Source organism: Pseudomonas bijieensis, assembly GCF_013347965.1.
GTDB lineage: Bacteria > Pseudomonadota > Gammaproteobacteria > Pseudomonadales > Pseudomonadaceae > Aquipseudomonas > Aquipseudomonas bijieensis.
Genome location: NZ_CP048810.1, coordinates 3,347,501 through 3,362,843, shown reverse-complemented (window position 1 = coordinate 3,362,843; position 15,343 = coordinate 3,347,501). Strand labels below are relative to the sequence as shown.

Genomic DNA, 15,343 nt, shown 5'->3' with positions numbered 1-15,343 from the left:
GGTGATAGGCCCGCGATGCTCACTTTGATCAAGCAAGAAAAACTGCTGTTGCTGGCGCTGATCGCCGCGCTTGTTGCCTATCCGCTGGAGCACTGGCTGTTGGGCAGCGGGCAGATCGTGGCGTTGCTTGGCGGTTTGGTCCTGATCGGTTTTATCGTCGCGGCTTCCATGCGCGTGGCCCATCACGCCGAACTGCTCGCGGAAAAAGTCGGTGATCCCTACGGCACCATGATCCTGACCTTGTCGGCGGTGCTGGTCGAAGTAGTGATCCTGGCGATCATGATGAGCAACGAAGCGTCGCCGACCCTGGTGCGGGACACGATCTACTCGGCGGTGATGCTCGACATCAACGGGATTCTCGGGCTCGCGGCGCTGATGGGCGGGATCAAGCATGGCGAGCAGGCTTACAACGACGATTCGGCGCGCACCTACAGCGTGATGATCCTCACCGCCATGGGCGTATCGATGGTGGTGCCGGAGTTCATTCCCCGCGAGAGCTGGAAAATGTATTCGGCATTTACCATCGGCGCGATGATCGTGTTGTACACCCTGTTCCTGCGCATGCAGGTCGGGCCCCACAGTTACTTTTTCAGCTACAGCTACCCGGAAAAACGCCGCAAGAAAGAACCGGTGGAAAACGAGCCGAAACCCATCAGCCTGACATTCTCCATCAGTGCGCTGGTGTTTGGCGTGGTGGTGATCGGCGCGCTGGCCGAAGTCATGTCCAAGGCCATCGACCTGGGCTTGGAGGGTTCGGGTGCGCCGCCGGTGGTCACTGCGATTCTGGTGGCGGCCATCTCCGCGGCACCGGAAATCCTCACCGCCCTGCGCGCCGCCCTGGCGAATCGCATGCAATCGGTGGTGAACATCGCGCTGGGTGCTTCGCTATCGACCGTTATCCTCACGGTGCCGGTGATGGAGGCCATGGCGCTCTATACCGGCCAACCGTTCCAGATGGCAATGACCCCGGTACAGACGGTGATGATCTTCATCACCCTGATCGTCAGCGCCATCAACCTCAATGATGGTGAAACCAATGCCATCGAAGGCATGACCCACTTTGTGTTGTTCGCGACGTTTATCATGTTGTCGCTGTTAGGCCTCTAGAAGAGCATCGCGGGCAACCCTTGCTCCCACAGTGAAGGGTGGGTGTTTATGCAGGCAGCCTCGCCGCGAGCCTGTGGGAGCAAGGCTTGCCCGCGATGGCGTCCGGTCAGGCGCCGGCAATCAACTCCCGCGCCGCCTGGCTGTGATCGGCAATCAAGCCCTTCAAGTCCAAGCCCTCGACCTGCCCGTCGATCACCCGCCATTGTCCGCCGACCATCACCCGATCCGCCCGGTCCGCCCCGCACAGCAGCAGGGCTGAAATCGGGTCGTGACTGCCGGAGAAACGCAGCTCATCGAGCTTGAACAGCGCCAGGTCTGCCTGCTTGCCCACCGCCAGTTCACCAATATCGCTGCGCCCGAGCAGTTGCGCCGAGCCCCGGGTCGCCCAGCCTAATACGCGCTCCGGGGTGATCGCTTGCGCGCCATAGCGCAGGCGCTGGATGTACAGCGCCTGGCGGGTTTCGAGGATCATGTTCGAGGCATCGTTGGACGCAGAACCGTCAACGCCCAGGCCCACGGGAGCCCCGGCAGTGCTCAGTTCCAGGGTCGGGCAAATGCCCGAGGCCAGGCGCATGTTGGAGCTCGGGCAATGACAGATGCCGGTGCCTGCGGCACCGAGACGGGTGATTTCATCCGGGTTGAAATGGATGCCATGAGCCAGCCAAGTGCGCGGGCCGAGCCAGCCGACGCTGTCCAGATATTCCACCGTGCGCAGGCCAAAACGTTGCAGGCAGAAGTCTTCTTCATCAAGGGTTTCGGCCAGGTGCGTGTGCAGGCGTACGTCGAGTTTTTCCGCCAGCTCGGCGCTGGCGCGCATGATCTCGGGGGTGACCGAAAACGGTGAGCAGGGCGCCAGGGCAATCTGGATCCGGGCGCCGTCGCCGCGCTCGTGGTATTGGCCGATCAACCGCTGGCTATCGTCGAGAATCACCTGGCCCTGCTGCACGGTCTGCTGTGGCGGCAAGCCACCGTCGTCCTTGCCGAGGCTCATGGAACCGCGGGTCAGCATCGCGCGCATCCCCAGCTCACGAACACTTTGCACCTGTACGTCGATGGCATTTTCCAGGCCTTCGGGAAACAGATAGTGATGATCGGCTGCGGTGGTGCAGCCCGACAGCAGCAATTCGGCCAAGGCGACTTTGGTCGCCAGGGCCAACTTTTCCGGGGTCAGCCGCGCCCACACCGGGTAGAGGGTCTTCAGCCAAGGAAACAACGGTTGGTTCACCACCGGTGCCCAGGCACGCGTCAGGGTCTGGTAGAAGTGATGATGGGTGTTGATCAACCCCGGCAGGATCACATGTTCGCGCGCGTCGAAGATGTTGTCGCAAGGCTGGGCGGGTTGCTGGCCGGCGCTCAGCAGCTCGACGATCACACCGTCCTGCAGGACGAGACCGCCACGGGCGTCGAGGTCGTTGGCGGTGAAAATGGCGAGGGGGTTTTTTAACCAGGTACGGGTCGCAGGCATGGTGGCCGGCTCCTCTGAAAGTGGGTTCAGGTTAGCCAGCTCAGTGATGCCCTGTCTGCTGATCCAGGGTCGCCCGTTGGGGGGCGAGGTGCGGAGTTTACTCAGGTTGCCTGGCACATTTCCAGGGTTCGCTGAGGCTCAATGTGGGAGCGAGCCTGCTCGCGATAGCGGTGTGTCAGTCAACGTCATGGTGAATGTTAGACCGCAATCGCGAGCAGGCTCGCTCCCACAAGGGGAAGGCTGGGTTACCAGGGAATCGTTTCGCCCCTGTAGTTGACGAAGTGATGCCCGCCCTTGCCGGCGAAGGCGTTGACTTGATCGATCAACCCGCGGGTGCTGGTCTCGACATCGATATCCGCGCCTTCACCGCCCATGTCGGTTTTCACCCAGCCCGGATGCAGCGACAGCACGGTCAATGCCTGATCGCCCAGTTGGCTGACAAAGCTGTTGGTCATGGAATTGAGCGCCGCCTTGCTGGCCTTGTACAGCGCCAGTTCCGGCGCGTCGGGCATGGTCACGCTGCCCAGCACCGAACTCATGAACGCCAGCACGCCGCTGCCGTCGCGGATCTGGCCGATGAAACGCTGGGCCAGGTTGATCGGAGCCACGGCGTTGGTGAAGAACAACTGACCGACTTCGGCCAGCGTCGCGCCGCCCGGGCTTTGGTTGTCCGGGCCTTTGACACCAGCGTTGACGAACAGCAGGTCGAAGGTTTCACCCTTGAGCTGCTGGCTCAGGGCGATGACGGCTTGCTGGTCGTCCATGTCGAGTTTTTCGATCCGCACCGGGCCCAGTGCCTTCAACGTTTCTGCGTTCTGCGGGTTGCGCACGGTGGCGGTCACGTTCCAGCCGTCGCTGAGCAGTGTCTTCACCAGGCCGAGGCCCAGGCCCCGGGAGGCGCCGATGATCAATGCGTTTCTTGCCGAATTCATGAAGGCATCCTTGAGTGAAAAGGTCACGGATTTAATGGACAACGTTGCCCGAGCCGTTGTTTCAGCTCGTGACGCAACGCGTCGAGTTCGGTGATGCGGGTTTCGATCAGGTTCAGCTTGTCTTGCAGCAGTTGCGTCACGGCGCAGTCAGGGTCCTGCGCCTGCCACAGGGCGGCGACGCTGGCGCCGATTTCGCTCAGGGTAAAGCCCAGGCGCTGGGCCGTCTTGATGTAGAGCACCAGTTGCACCATATCGGCGGGGTAGTGGCGATAGCCGTTGGCGCTACGCTGCGCCGCGATCAGGCCGCGCTGTTCGTAGAAGCGCAGGGTGTCTCGACTGACGGCGCAGGCCTGGGCTAATTCACCGATGCGCATTGTGGAGCTCCAGAGGACTTGACCTTGGAGCATACCCCAGGCTTTAGCCTCTTCGCTCCCCCCAATTATCTGGAGCAAAGTGTATGTGGACTTCGATGCAATATCGCCGGGTGGTGCGCGGCAGCGCCTGGTACGACCTTATCGTGTCGGCCGTGCTGGCGACGCCGTGGAGCTTTGCGGCGTTGCATGGTGTGTTGATGAGCCTGACTCAGCTGCTTGACCTGCCTGGAGAATTGCCGCCGTTTGCGCCGGCGCATCTGCTGATGGTGAATTTGCTGGGCTCGATAGTCTGCGTGTGGTCGGTGCTGCGGATTCGGGATCCGCAGCCGCTGTATGGGCGCTATGACGCGGCGGGGCGGTTTTTGTTTTCGACCTGGATGCTGTATGCATTGCTTCATGGGGCCAATGCGGTGTTGTGGGTTTTCCTGTTTCTCGAGTTGGCGTGGGGTTTGGTTCAGGTATTGCCTGTTCGGGACTCATCACGAGCAAGCTCGCTTCCACAGGGGGACCTGAGTCGAACCTGAGCCTCTGGTCAAGTGTGGGAGCGAGCCTGCTCGCGATAGGCTCGCCGCGGTCTACCTCAATGCCCTGCCTGCCAAGGCTGCCCCAGCGACACCGGCGCATACAGCCGGGTGCGCACGGCATCCCGCGACAGCAGCACCAGCACCACGATGGTCGCGGCGTACGGCAGCATCGCCAGCAGACTCGATGGAATCGCCAGCCCCAACCCCTGGGCCACCAGGTGCAGGATGCTGGCGAGGCCGAACAGGTAGGCGCCCAGCAGCAGGCGCCACACTCGCCAACTGGCGAACACCACCAGCGCCAGGGCGATCCAGCCGCGTCCGGCGCTCATGTTCTCGGCCCACATCGGCGTGTAGGCCAGCGACAGGTAGGCGCCGGCCAACCCGGCCATGGCGCCGCCGAACAGCACCGCCAGGGTTCGCACCCGCAACACTGGCAGGCCCATGGCGCTGGCGGCATCGGGATTCTCGCCGACGGCCTGGATGATCAACCCAGCGCGACTTTTCACGATCACCCAGGCCACCAGGGCAAACAGCGCGAAGGACAGGTAAACCAGCAGGTCCTGGGCAAACAGCATCCGCCCGATCAATGGGATGTCACTCAGGTAGGGAATGGCCAGCGGCTCGAAGCCCGCCAGCGGTTTGCCGACCCAGGCCGCCCCGACAAAACTCGACAGGCCCACGCCGAAAATCGTCAGCGCCAACCCGGTGGCCACCTGATTGGCGTTGAACACCAGCGCCACCATGGCGAACAGCGCCGACAACAGCATCCCGGCGGCCATCGCCAGCAGTACGCCGAGCCACAGGTTGCCGCTGTTGAACGCGACGATGAAACCGATCACCGCGCCGAACAGCATCATGCCTTCCTGGCCCAGATTGAGGACGCCACTTTTCTCGCAGACCAATTCCCCCAGGGCCACCAGCAGCAACGGCGTGCCGCAGCGGACCATGGCGTAGAAAATATTGCTCAACAGGTCAATATCCATCACAGCGCTCCTGCCTGTACGGCGGTGGTCTGGGTGCGCCGGGCCCAGCGCAGGTTCAGGCGTGGCCGGTACAGGATCAGTACGTCGCAGGCCAACAGGAAAAACAGCATCATCCCCTGGAACAGTTGGGTGATCGCTTGGGGAAGGTTCAGCGACATCTGCGCGCTCTCGCCGCCGATGTACAACAGCGCCATCAATAGGCTGGAAAACAGAATACCGATGGGGTTGAGGCGTCCCAGGAACGCCACGGTAATTGCCGCATAGCCGTAGCCCGGCGACACCTGCGGCACCAGTTGGCCGATCGGCCCGGTCACTTCGCAGACACCGGCCAGCCCGGCCAGGGCCCCGCTGATCAACAGCGCCAGCCATACCAGCGGCTTCTGGCGAAAACCAGCGAAACCGGCGGCGCGGGCGTCGAGGCCCAGCACCTTGATCTGAAAGCCGACAAAGCTTTTCTGCAGCAATACCCACACCGCCACCAACGCCAGCAGGGCGAAATACAACCCGGCATGTACCCGGCCATCCTCCAGCAACAACGGCAGGCGACTGGCCTCGCCGAACATCGCCGACTCCGGAAAGTTGAACCCTGCCGGGTCTTTCAACGGCCCGTGAACGCAAAACAGCAGCAGGTTCAACGCAATGTAATTGAGCATGATGCTTGTGAGAATTTCATTGGCATTGAAGCGCGTGCGCAGCCACGCCGTCAGTCCGGCCCAAGCCGCACCGGCCAGGGTGCCGGTCAGCAGGATCAGCACCAATGCCCAGCGACTTTGCATGCCGATGATGTTCACCGCCAAGGCGCTGCCGGCCAGGGCGCCCAACAGCAGTTGGCCTTCAGCGCCGATGTTCCAGATTCGCGCCTGATAGGCCACTGCCAGGCCGAGGGCACAGAGCAGGATCGGCAGGGTCTTGACCAACCACTCGGACACGCCGTACAGGTCGCTGATCGGCGCGATCAACAAGGTGTACAAGGTTTGCAACGGGTCGTGCCCCAGGGCGATAAACAGCAGCGAGCCACAGGCCAGAGTCAACACGGCGGCCAGCAGCGGCGAGCACCAGAGCATCAGGCGCGATTGCTGGCCGCGAGGTTCGAGAGAAAGCAGCATGTAGAACTCCGTTACGCCGACGCGGGGCCGGGGGATTGAGGGGCGTCGAACTGGCCGGCCATCCAGCCGCCGACGTCGCTGAGGCGGGTCTCGAGCGTGGGCCTCAAGGCGGACAGGCGTCCACCGCACAAGGCACCGAGGCGATCGCTGATTTGGAACAGTTCGTCGAGGTCTTCGGAAATCACCAGAATGGCCGCGCCGGCATCGCGCAGGGCAATCAGTGCGCGATGGATAGTCGCGGCCGCGCCGACGTCCACGCCCCAGGTCGGGTGAGCGGCCACCAGCAGCTTCGGCTGTTGCAGGATTTCTCGGCCGAGAATGAATTTCTGCAAGTTGCCCCCCGAAAGGCTGCGTGCCGGGGTTCGAGTGTCAGGTGTCTTCACGCCGAAACGACGGATGATCTCCTCGGCCAAGTGCTCGACCTTGCCACGTCGAATCAGCCCGTGACTGACCAGGCCCTGTTGGAAAGCAGTGAGCAAGGCGTTATCCGCCAGGCTCAATTGCGGCACGGCGCCATGGCCCAGGCGTTCGGCGGGGACAAATGCCAGCCCGAGCCGGCGCCGGGCGTCGGGGCGCAGGTGCGCCACGGGTTGCCCGTCGAATCGGATCGTTTCACCTTGCTGGCGGGGAAGTGGCGTTTCTCCGCTGAGCAATGCCAGCCACTCGTCCTGCCCATTGCCCGCGACCCCGGCGATACCAACGATTTCGCCGCTGCGTACCTCAAGGTCAATGTCCCGCAACGAGCAGCCGAACGGGTCCGGGTTATGCCAGGACAACTTGTCGATTTGCAGGAAGGCCTTGTTTGCGCTGACTTTCGGGTAGTCCGTGATCAATCCGGCCGCTTGGCCAACCATCAACTGCGCCAGCTCCCGATCCGAGCAGTGCGCCGGAGTGCAATGCCCGGACACCCGCCCGCCGCGCAGCACCGTGGCGCTGTGGCACAACGCTCGCACCTCCCCGAGCTTGTGGCTGATGAACAAAATACTGCAGCCCTCGCTCGCCAGGCGACGCAGGGTCACGAACAGTTCTTCGGCTTCCTGAGGGGTGAGCACCGAGGTCGGTTCATCGAGAATCAGCAAGCGAATGTCCTGCATCAGGCAGCGAATGATCTCCACCCGCTGGCGCTCGCCAATCGACAGGCTGTGAACCAGCCGCTGCGGTTCCAGCGCCATGCCGTAGCGTTGGGAAACGTCGCGGATCCGCGGTCCCAACTGCGCCGGCGAACCGGCCGCCGCGCCCATTGCCAGGGCAATGTTCTGTGCAACGGTGAGAGTTTCGAACAGCGAGAAATGCTGGAACACCATGCCGATTCCCAGGCTGCGGGCTTGGGCCGGATTGCGCAGGTTGACGCGCTGGCCTTGCCAGATCACTTCGCCCGAATCGGCAGCGGTGACGCCGTAGATAATCTTCATCAGGGTACTTTTACCCGCGCCGTTTTCCCCAAGCAGGGCGTGGATCTCGCCGGGCTGGATACTCAGGTCGATGGCGTCGTTCGCCAGGCAACCGGGATAGCGTTTGCTGATACTGCGCAATTGCAGGCGCGCGATGGAGTCGGGGTTGGACATGACAAGCTCGGGCCGAAGGACAGGAATGCCTGTGGATAAAGCAATTTCCTGGCCATAAGGTCAGGAAATTACCTTGGCCCTTTCGCTAGAGCGCTCTACGTGAAGTCTGGGCACCGGCCATAGAAACATTTCGCACCGGCTTGGAGCGCGAGAGTTGGACGCAGGCACCGGTTTGCCCTGAAATGGGTGGTTAAAAATTGAACAAGCGGCTGCGAGCCATGCCTTTCTTGGGGTGGAAGGAGCCATGAACGGGTTATCCACAGGTTGCTCCACAGTTATTGTGCGCAAGCCGAAAACTCGGGCATAAGCACTGCGGGGCTTTCTTCTAAAGGTGATAAACCGTCGCAAGCGTTTGTTTTGTGGATGGATTTGTCGCTTTGGCAGGACTTTGGATGAAAAATGAGCAACCCTCTCAAACCCGCATGACAGAAGGGTTACAGGGGGATGTGCTCAGGTTATCCACAGTCGGGTGCACAGTGGATGTGGGCAAGTTGAACGATTGCGAGGCGCCCTGAAAGGTTGCAAGCGTTGGAGCTCAACGCCCTAACAGAATCCGTCCACGGCTCAGGTCGGCCAGTTGCGTTTGCAACGTTTCGATCTGCGCTTCACCCACGGCCAACTGCAGGTCGACACCATTGGCCGTAAAGCGTTCTTCATTGACCAGTCCGCCACATTCGGCGACCCGCAGTTTTACCAGGGCCAGTTCGGCGAACCCACAGCTGCAGTGCAGCGCCACGCGGCTGATCAGTTCGATTTTCTCGGCGTTTTGCAGGCATTTGTTTGCGCCGCCACCATAAGCCCGGGCCAACCCGCCCGTGCCCAGTTGGATTCCGCCGTACCAGCGGATCACCAGCACTGCGACCTGATCGCAAGCCTGCGCTTCGATCGCTGCCAGGATCGGTCGCCCGGCGGTGCCCCCCGGCTCGCCATCGTCGTTGCTGCGGTATTGATCACCGAGTTTCCAGGCCCAGCAATTGTGCGAGGCATTCAGGTCGCTGTGCTGTTCGATAAAGGCCTGGGCGTCAGCGGGGCTGGTGATGGGCGCGGCGAAAGTGATGAAGCGGCTTTTGCGAATTTCTTCGCGGTATTCGCAAAAGCCGGCAAGGGTAAAGGGCATGGCGATCTTAGAGGGTTGGTGTCAGGCCGCAGCCCTTGAGAATGATGCGGATCAGGTTGTCGCCAGCCTCGACCATGTCCTGCTTGGTCAACTTGGTGCGACCGGTCACGCGACAGATCTGGGTGGCGAAGTCGGCGTAATGCTGGGTACTGCCCCACAACAGGAAAATAAGGTGCACCGGGTCGATCGGGTCCATCTTGCCGGCATCGATCCAGGCCTGGAATACGGCCGCCCGACCGTTGAACCAGGTGCGGTAGTCCTGGTTGAAATACTCGGTCAGGCATTCGCCCCCGCTGATCACTTCCATGGCAAACAGTCGCGAGGCCTGGGGCTGGCGACGAGAGAACTCCATTTTGGCGCGGATATAGCGGGTCAAGGCTTCGGCCGGATCATCCTCGGCGGTGAGGGTATTGAAGGTGCTGTCCCACAATTCGATGATGTTGCTCAGCACCGCCACGTACAACCCGAGTTTATTGGTGAAGTAGTAATGCAGGTTCGCCTTGGGCAGACCGGCCTTCAGGGCGATGGTGTTCATGCTGGTGCCTTTGAATCCGTGACGGGCGAATTCATCTTCGGCGGCCTTGAGGATGGTCTCTTCGTTCTTCTGACGAATGCGACTGGTGGGCTTGCCACCGTGGGCAGGGACTTCAAAGGTCATGGACGTTTCCGGGCTGGTCTGTGGGGCGAGCAACTGCGTTGATAGCGCACCGGCAACGATCCGACAAGTGCCATCACACTAAAAGCTTTTCGCGAGTGGTCTGGCCAACCCCAACCAATGTGGGAGGAGCCAGGCTCGCTCCCACAAGGGGTCAGCGAGTCGCCGCAAGGCTCTCGAGAAAACTCTCCAGCACCAGGTGAGGCCGGCGGCCCTTGCGCGTGACCGATGCCAGGCTCAAATCATAGAACCGTGCCGCAGGTTTCAGGGCCCGCAACCGACCTTGCTGCACCCACAGGCTGGCGTAATGATCGGGCAGGTAACCGATGTAGCGCCCGGTGAGAATCAGGAACGCCATGCCTTCGCGGTCCGATGCGCTCGCGGTGCAATTGAGTGCCTGGTAGTGGGCCTGGATCTCGGCTGGCAGCCGGAAGGTCGGCGCGATGGCGTCCTGGCTATTGAGACGAGCGTCTTCGAGTTGCTGGTCATCCACATAGAACAGCGGATGTCCGACCGCGCAGTACAGTAGCGATCGCTCACTGTACAGCGGTTGATACTCCAGCCCGGACAGGGCACTGGCCTGGGGGACTACGCCGACATGCAGGCGTCCGTCGAGCACACCTTGCTCGACTTCGTTGGGGGCGATCATGCGAATCTGGATCTGCACGTCGGGCCCGCGTTCTTTCAATTGCGCCAAGGCATGGGTGATGCGCATGTGGGGCAGGGTGACCAGGTTGTCGGTCAGGCCGATGGTCAATTCACCACGCAAATGCTGGTGCAGGCCGTTGACCTCGGTGCGGAAGCTTTCCAGTGCGCTCAATAGTTGCAATGCCGATTGATACACCTCGCGACCTTCCTCGGTCAGGGAAAAGCCCGCGCGCCCACGCTGGCACAGACGCAGGCCGAGGCGTTGCTCAAGGTCGCTCATCTGCTGGCTGATGGCCGAGCGACCGATGCCAAGCACGGTTTCAGCGGCGGAGAATCCACCACACTCCACGACACTGCGGAAAATGCGCAGCAGGCGAATATCAAAGTCGCTGACCTGGGCCAGTGGATCGGGACGACGAGCGCTCATAAGTTTAGTGATCCACCGACTGAAGGTTACAAAAGTTGGATTTCACCGACTTTATCGCCGTGGCAACTTAGCTGCAAGAACGCTTTCGATCCCTGCCGCCTATGACCTGCGAGGTTTTGTCGATGAACATGCCCGAACACGCTGCCGGTTCCCTGGCCAGCCAGCTCAAGCTGGATGCCCACTGGATGCCTTACACCGCCAACCGCAATTTCCAGCGCGATCCGCGCCTGATCGTCGCCGCCGAAGGCAGCTGGTTGACGGATGACAAGGGGCGCAAGGTCTATGACTCGCTGTCGGGCTTGTGGACCTGCGGCGCCGGGCACACGCGCAAGGAAATCCAGGAAGCGGTCGCCAAGCAGTTAGGCACCCTCGATTACTCGCCAGGTTTCCAGTACGGCCATCCGTTGTCGTTCCAACTGGCGGAAAAAATCACCAGCCTGACCCCGGGCAATCTCAATCATGTGTTCTTCACCGACTCGGGCTCCGAGTGCGCCGATACCGCGGTGAAGATGGTCCGCGCCTACTGGCGTCTCAAGGGCCAGGCGACCAAGACCAAGATGATCGGTCGTGCCCGTGGCTATCACGGTGTGAACATCGCCGGCACCAGCCTCGGCGGCGTCAGCGGCAACCGCAAGCTGTTCGGCCAGGCCATGATGGATGTCGACCACTTGCCCCACACCTTGCTGGCCAGCAATGCCTATTCCCGTGGCATGCCGAAGGAGGGCGGGGTGGCACTGGCCGATGAGTTGTTGAAGCTGATCGAATTGCACGACGCGTCCAACATCGCGGCGGTGTTCGTCGAACCAATGGCTGGGTCGGCCGGTGTGCTGGTGCCGCCAGAGGGTTACCTCAAGCGTCTGCGGGAAATCTGCGACCAGAACAGCATCCTGTTGGTGTTCGACGAAGTGATCACCGGTTTCGGTCGCACCGGTTCGATGTTCGGTGCCGACAGCTTTGGCGTGACGCCGGACCTGATGTGCATCGCCAAGCAAGTCACCAATGGCGCGATTCCCATGGGCGCGGTGATTGCCAGTTCCGAGATCTACCAGACCTTCATGAACCAGCCGACCCCCGAGTATGCAGTGGAATTTCCCCACGGCTACACCTACTCGGCGCACCCGGTGGCGTGCGCGGCTGGCCTGGCAGCGCTGGACCTGCTGCAGAAGGAAAACCTGGTGCAGAGCGTGGCCGAGATCGCCCCGCATTTCGAGAATGCGCTGCACGGTTTGAAGGGATCGAAGAACGTCATCGACATTCGCAACTATGGCCTGGCCGGCGCGATCCAGATCGCCGGGCGGGATGGCGATGCCATCGTGCGTCCGTTCGAGGCCGGCATGGCGTTGTGGAAAGCCGGGTTCTATGTGCGGTTCGGCGGCGACACCTTGCAGTTCGGGCCAACGTTCAACAGCAAGCCGCAGGATCTGGATCGTCTGTTCGACGCGGTCGGTGAAGTGCTGAACAAGCTCGACTGATCCGTTCTTCTATATAGCTTTCAATTACAGGCGTTCGGTCATGGGCGCCTGTGGATAATTCTGGAGTCCCCATGAGCCTCATCCCGCATTTGATCAATGGCGAACTGCTGAGCGACAGCGCTCGCACCGCCGATGTGTTCAACCCGTCCACTGGCCAGGCGATTCATAAGGTGCCATTGGCTGATCGCGCGACCATCCAGCAGGCTATCGACGCCGCCAAGGCGGCTTTCCCTGCCTGGCGCAGCACACCTGCGGCCAAGCGTGCGCAGGTGATGTTTCGTTTCAAGCAATTGCTGGAGCAGAACGAATCGCGAATCGCCCAGTTGATCAGCGAAGAACACGGCAAGACCTTGGAGGACGCGGCCGGTGAACTCAAGCGCGGGATCGAGAACGTCGAGTTCGCCTGCGCGGCACCGGAGATTCTGAAGGGCGAATACAGCCGTAACGTCGGACCGAACATCGATGCTTGGTCAGACTTTCAGCCTTTGGGCGTGGTCGCAGGTATCACACCGTTCAACTTCCCGGCGATGGTGCCGCTGTGGATGTATCCACTGGCGATCGTTTGCGGCAACTGCTTCATCCTCAAACCATCCGAGCGGGACCCGAGTTCGACATTGCTGATCGCCCAGTTACTGTTGGAAGCCGGCTTGCCCAAGGGCGTATTGAGCGTGGTGCATGGCGACAAGACTGCTGTGGACGCATTGATCGAGGCGCCGGAAGTGAAGGCGCTGAGTTTTGTTGGTTCGACGCCGATTGCCGAGTACATCTATGCCGAGGGCACCCGGCGTGGCAAGCGCGTCCAGGCACTGGGTGGTGCGAAGAACCATGCGGTGCTGATGCCCGATGCCGACCTGGACAACGCCGTCAGCGCACTGATGGGCGCGGCGTACGGTTCGTGCGGTGAGCGTTGCATGGCGATTTCGGTGGCGGTGTGTGTCGGTGACCAGGTCGCGGATGCGCTGGTGGCCAAGCTGGTGCCGCAGATCAAGGCGCTGAAGATCGGCGCTGGTACATCTTGCGGACTGGACATGGGGCCGTTGGTGACGGGGCAGCATCGGGATAAGGTCAGTGGCTATATAGAAGACGGTGTGGCGGCAGGTGCTTCGCTGATTGTCGATGGTCGTGGCTTGAGTGTGGCCGGGCATGAGGAAGGCTTCTTCCTGGGTGGTTGCCTGTTCGATCGCGTGACACCTGAGATGCGTATCTATAAGGAAGAGATCTTCGGGCCGGTGCTGTGCATCGTCCGGGTCAACAGCCTGGAAGAGGCCATGCAACTGATCAACGATCACGAGTATGGCAACGGTACTTGCATCTTTACCCGTGATGGCGAGGCGGCGCGGTTGTTCTGCGACGAGATCGAGGTCGGCATGGTGGGCGTCAACGTTCCATTGCCGGTGCCGGTTGCCTATCACAGCTTTGGCGGCTGGAAGCGTTCGCTGTTCGGCGACCTGCATGCCTATGGCCCGGATGGGGTGCGTTTCTACACCCGTCGCAAGGCCATTACCCAGCGCTGGCCGCAGCGTGCAAGCCATGAGGCTTCGCAGTTTGCGTTCCCCAGCTTGTAACGGGTAATAGAAGAGGCCGGCGCCCTGGGGCGCCGGCCTCTGCTTTTGCGGGGCTTTTTGACTGATGTGACAGAATTGTGAAAATAGGTGTTGACGGCAAATTCTGGACGTCTATAATTCGCCCCACTTCCGGCGCAGTCGAAACGGAAAACTCCTTGAGATTCAATGAGTTAAGTAGGTTTCGAAGGGGTGGGCTTCAGGTCATCGAAGCCAGGAAGTAGCTGATAAGGCAGTGTGGGTTTGGCCTTTTCAGCGGTTCGATCTTCTCGGTCGAAAGCGGTGAAAAAGAGGTGTTGACAGCAGCGAGTAACGCTGTAGAATTCGCCTCCCGCTAACGAGAGATCGGAAGCGCAAGTGGTTGAAGTTGAAAAGGAAACTTTGAAAACTTCTGAAAATAACCGCTTGACAGATACACCGGGCGCTGTAGAATGCGCGCCTCGGTTGAGACAAGCTCTTAACCAACCGCTCTTTAACAACTGAATCAAGCAATTCGTGTGGGTGCTTGTGAAGTCAGACTGCTAGTCAACAGATTATCAGCATCACAAGTTACTCCGCGAGAAATCAAAGATGTAACCAACGATTGCTGAGCCAAGTTTAGGGTTTCTCAAAACCCAAAGATGTTTGAACTGAAGAGTTTGATCATGGCTCAGATTGAACGCTGGCGGCAGGCCTAACACATGCAAGTCGAGCGGTAGAGAGGTGCTTGCACCTCTTGAGAGCGGCGGACGGGTGAGTAATGCCTAGGAATCTGCCTGGTAGTGGGGGATAACGCTCGGAAACGGACGCTAATACCGCATACGTCCTACGGGAGAAAGCAGGGGACCTTCGGGCCTTGCGCTATCAGATGAGCCTAGGTCGGATTAGCTAGTTGGTGAGGTAATGGCTCACCAAGGCGACGATCCGTAACTGGTCTGAGAGGATGATCAGTCACACTGGAACTGAGACACGGTCCAGACTCCTACGGGAGGCAGCAGTGGGGAATATTGGACAATGGGCGAAAGCCTGATCCAGCCATGCCGCGTGTGTGAAGAAGGTCTTCGGATTGTAAAGCACTTTAAGTTGGGAGGAAGGGCATTAACCTAATACGTTAGTGTTTTGACGTTACCGACAGAATAAGCACCGGCTAACTCTGTGCCAGCAGCCGCGGTAATACAGAGGGTGCAAGCGTTAATCGGAATTACTGGGCGTAAAGCGCGCGTAGGTGGTTCGTTAAGTTGGATGTGAAAGCCCCGGGCTCAACCTGGGAACTGCATTCAAAACTGTCGAGCTAGAGTATGGTAGAGGGTGGTGGAATTTCCTGTGTAGCGGTGAAATGCGTAGATATAGGAAGGAACACCAGTGGCGAAGGCGACCACCTGGACTGATACTGACACTGAGGTGCGAAAGCGTGGGGAGCAAACAGG

13 protein-coding genes and 1 rRNA gene (1 of these 14 only partly in view) are annotated in these 15,343 nt (G+C 60.5%); 5 read left to right on the top strand and 9 right to left on the bottom strand.

Translation table 11 applies throughout. From position 1 onward, the window contains the following. Nucleotides 1-15: 15 nt before the first annotated feature. Nucleotides 16-1,107 (top strand): calcium:cation antiporter, encoded by a 1,092-nt coding sequence (locus GN234_RS14730; protein WP_109752316.1) that lies wholly within the window; start codon nucleotides 16-18, stop codon nucleotides 1,105-1,107. A 106-nt stretch (nucleotides 1,108-1,213) separates the two neighbouring features. On the opposite strand, the gene GN234_RS14725 is transcribed toward GN234_RS14730, so the two are convergent. From GN234_RS14725 to GN234_RS14715, 3 genes are all read right to left on the bottom strand, one after another. Next, entirely contained in the window at nucleotides 1,214-2,572 is a 1,359-nt protein-coding gene (locus GN234_RS14725) for an 8-oxoguanine deaminase (protein WP_176688693.1), read from the bottom strand. A 245-nt stretch (nucleotides 2,573-2,817) separates the two neighbouring features. Beyond that, the gene (locus GN234_RS14720) at nucleotides 2,818-3,504 is read right to left on the bottom strand and encodes an SDR family oxidoreductase (RefSeq protein ID WP_176688692.1); all 687 of its coding nucleotides are present in this window, start codon (nucleotides 3,502-3,504) and stop codon (nucleotides 2,818-2,820) included. 23 nt (nucleotides 3,505-3,527) lie between these two features. Further along, a complete protein-coding gene (locus GN234_RS14715; RefSeq protein WP_109752322.1) occupies nucleotides 3,528-3,878 on the bottom strand; it encodes a MerR family transcriptional regulator in 351 nt (116 codons plus the stop codon). 83 nt (nucleotides 3,879-3,961) lie between these two features. On the opposite strand from GN234_RS14715, the gene GN234_RS14710 reads away from it, so the two are divergent. After that, nucleotides 3,962-4,402 carry a hypothetical protein gene (locus tag GN234_RS14710; protein WP_109752324.1) on the top strand — a complete coding sequence of 147 codons (441 nt, stop codon included), beginning with the start codon at nucleotides 3,962-3,964 and terminating at the stop codon, nucleotides 4,400-4,402. A gap of 56 nt (nucleotides 4,403-4,458) precedes the next feature. Here GN234_RS14710 and GN234_RS14705 read toward each other — a convergent pair whose 3' ends face one another. From GN234_RS14705 to GN234_RS14680, 6 genes are all read right to left on the bottom strand, one after another. Then, nucleotides 4,459-5,385, bottom strand: coding sequence for an ABC transporter permease (locus GN234_RS14705; protein ID WP_109752325.1), 927 nt, complete (start codon nucleotides 5,383-5,385; stop codon nucleotides 4,459-4,461). After that, nucleotides 5,385-6,491: an ABC transporter permease gene (locus tag GN234_RS14700; RefSeq protein ID WP_109752327.1), complete on the bottom strand. Its 1,107-nt coding sequence runs from the start codon at nucleotides 6,489-6,491 to the stop codon at nucleotides 5,385-5,387. The genes GN234_RS14705 and GN234_RS14700 overlap by 1 nt, the downstream gene beginning before the upstream one ends. Nucleotides 6,492-6,502: 11 nt before the next feature. Beyond that, nucleotides 6,503-8,056: an ABC transporter ATP-binding protein gene (locus GN234_RS14695; RefSeq protein ID WP_176688691.1), complete on the bottom strand. Its 1,554-nt coding sequence runs from the start codon at nucleotides 8,054-8,056 to the stop codon at nucleotides 6,503-6,505. A gap of 535 nt (nucleotides 8,057-8,591) precedes the next feature. Continuing rightward, nucleotides 8,592-9,173, bottom strand: coding sequence for an IMPACT family protein (locus tag GN234_RS14690; protein ID WP_109752330.1), 582 nt, complete (start codon nucleotides 9,171-9,173; stop codon nucleotides 8,592-8,594). A gap of 7 nt (nucleotides 9,174-9,180) precedes the next feature. After that, entirely contained in the window at nucleotides 9,181-9,831 is a 651-nt protein-coding gene (locus GN234_RS14685) for a TetR/AcrR family transcriptional regulator (protein WP_176688690.1), read from the bottom strand. Nucleotides 9,832-9,982: 151 nt separating this feature from the next. Further along, complete coding sequence (locus GN234_RS14680) at nucleotides 9,983-10,903, bottom strand: LysR family transcriptional regulator (RefSeq protein ID WP_109752334.1); 921 nt, start codon at nucleotides 10,901-10,903, stop codon at nucleotides 9,983-9,985. Between the two features lie 122 nt (nucleotides 10,904-11,025). Here GN234_RS14680 and aptA point away from each other — a divergent pair, with 122 nt between their 5' ends. The 3 genes from aptA to GN234_RS14665 all read left to right on the top strand — a co-directional run. Beyond that, nucleotides 11,026-12,375, top strand: a complete 1,350-nt coding sequence (gene aptA / locus GN234_RS14675; RefSeq protein WP_176688689.1) for an omega-aminotransferase AptA — start codon at nucleotides 11,026-11,028, stop codon at nucleotides 12,373-12,375. A gap of 71 nt (nucleotides 12,376-12,446) precedes the next feature. Next, nucleotides 12,447-13,940 carry a CoA-acylating methylmalonate-semialdehyde dehydrogenase gene (locus tag GN234_RS14670; protein ID WP_109752336.1) on the top strand — a complete coding sequence of 498 codons (1,494 nt, stop codon included), beginning with the start codon at nucleotides 12,447-12,449 and terminating at the stop codon, nucleotides 13,938-13,940. A gap of 623 nt (nucleotides 13,941-14,563) precedes the next feature. After that, nucleotides 14,564-15,343: ribosomal RNA gene (locus GN234_RS14665) — 16S ribosomal RNA — on the top strand (it continues 753 nt past the right edge of the window).

Excerpts from the sequence above, each read along its gene's own strand:
- GN234_RS14730 (WP_109752316.1), top strand. The coding sequence starts at position 16 with ATGCTCACTTTGATCAAGCAAGAAAAACTGCTGTTGCTGGCGCTGATC.
- GN234_RS14725 (WP_176688693.1), bottom strand. The coding sequence starts at position 2,572 with ATGCCTGCGACCCGTACCTGGTTAAAAAACCCCCTCGCCATTTTCACC.
- GN234_RS14720 (WP_176688692.1), bottom strand. The coding sequence starts at position 3,504 with ATGAATTCGGCAAGAAACGCATTGATCATCGGCGCCTCCCGGGGCCTG.
- GN234_RS14715 (WP_109752322.1), bottom strand. The coding sequence starts at position 3,878 with ATGCGCATCGGTGAATTAGCCCAGGCCTGCGCCGTCAGTCGAGACACC.
- GN234_RS14710 (WP_109752324.1), top strand. The coding sequence starts at position 3,962 with ATGTGGACTTCGATGCAATATCGCCGGGTGGTGCGCGGCAGCGCCTGG.
- GN234_RS14705 (WP_109752325.1), bottom strand. The coding sequence starts at position 5,385 with ATGGATATTGACCTGTTGAGCAATATTTTCTACGCCATGGTCCGCTGC.
- GN234_RS14700 (WP_109752327.1), bottom strand. The coding sequence starts at position 6,491 with ATGCTGCTTTCTCTCGAACCTCGCGGCCAGCAATCGCGCCTGATGCTC.
- GN234_RS14695 (WP_176688691.1), bottom strand. The coding sequence starts at position 8,056 with ATGTCCAACCCCGACTCCATCGCGCGCCTGCAATTGCGCAGTATCAGC.
- GN234_RS14690 (WP_109752330.1), bottom strand. The coding sequence starts at position 9,173 with ATGCCCTTTACCCTTGCCGGCTTTTGCGAATACCGCGAAGAAATTCGC.
- GN234_RS14685 (WP_176688690.1), bottom strand. The coding sequence starts at position 9,831 with ATGACCTTTGAAGTCCCTGCCCACGGTGGCAAGCCCACCAGTCGCATT.
- GN234_RS14680 (WP_109752334.1), bottom strand. The coding sequence starts at position 10,903 with ATGAGCGCTCGTCGTCCCGATCCACTGGCCCAGGTCAGCGACTTTGAT.
- aptA (WP_176688689.1), top strand. The coding sequence starts at position 11,026 with ATGAACATGCCCGAACACGCTGCCGGTTCCCTGGCCAGCCAGCTCAAG.
- GN234_RS14670 (WP_109752336.1), top strand. The coding sequence starts at position 12,447 with ATGAGCCTCATCCCGCATTTGATCAATGGCGAACTGCTGAGCGACAGC.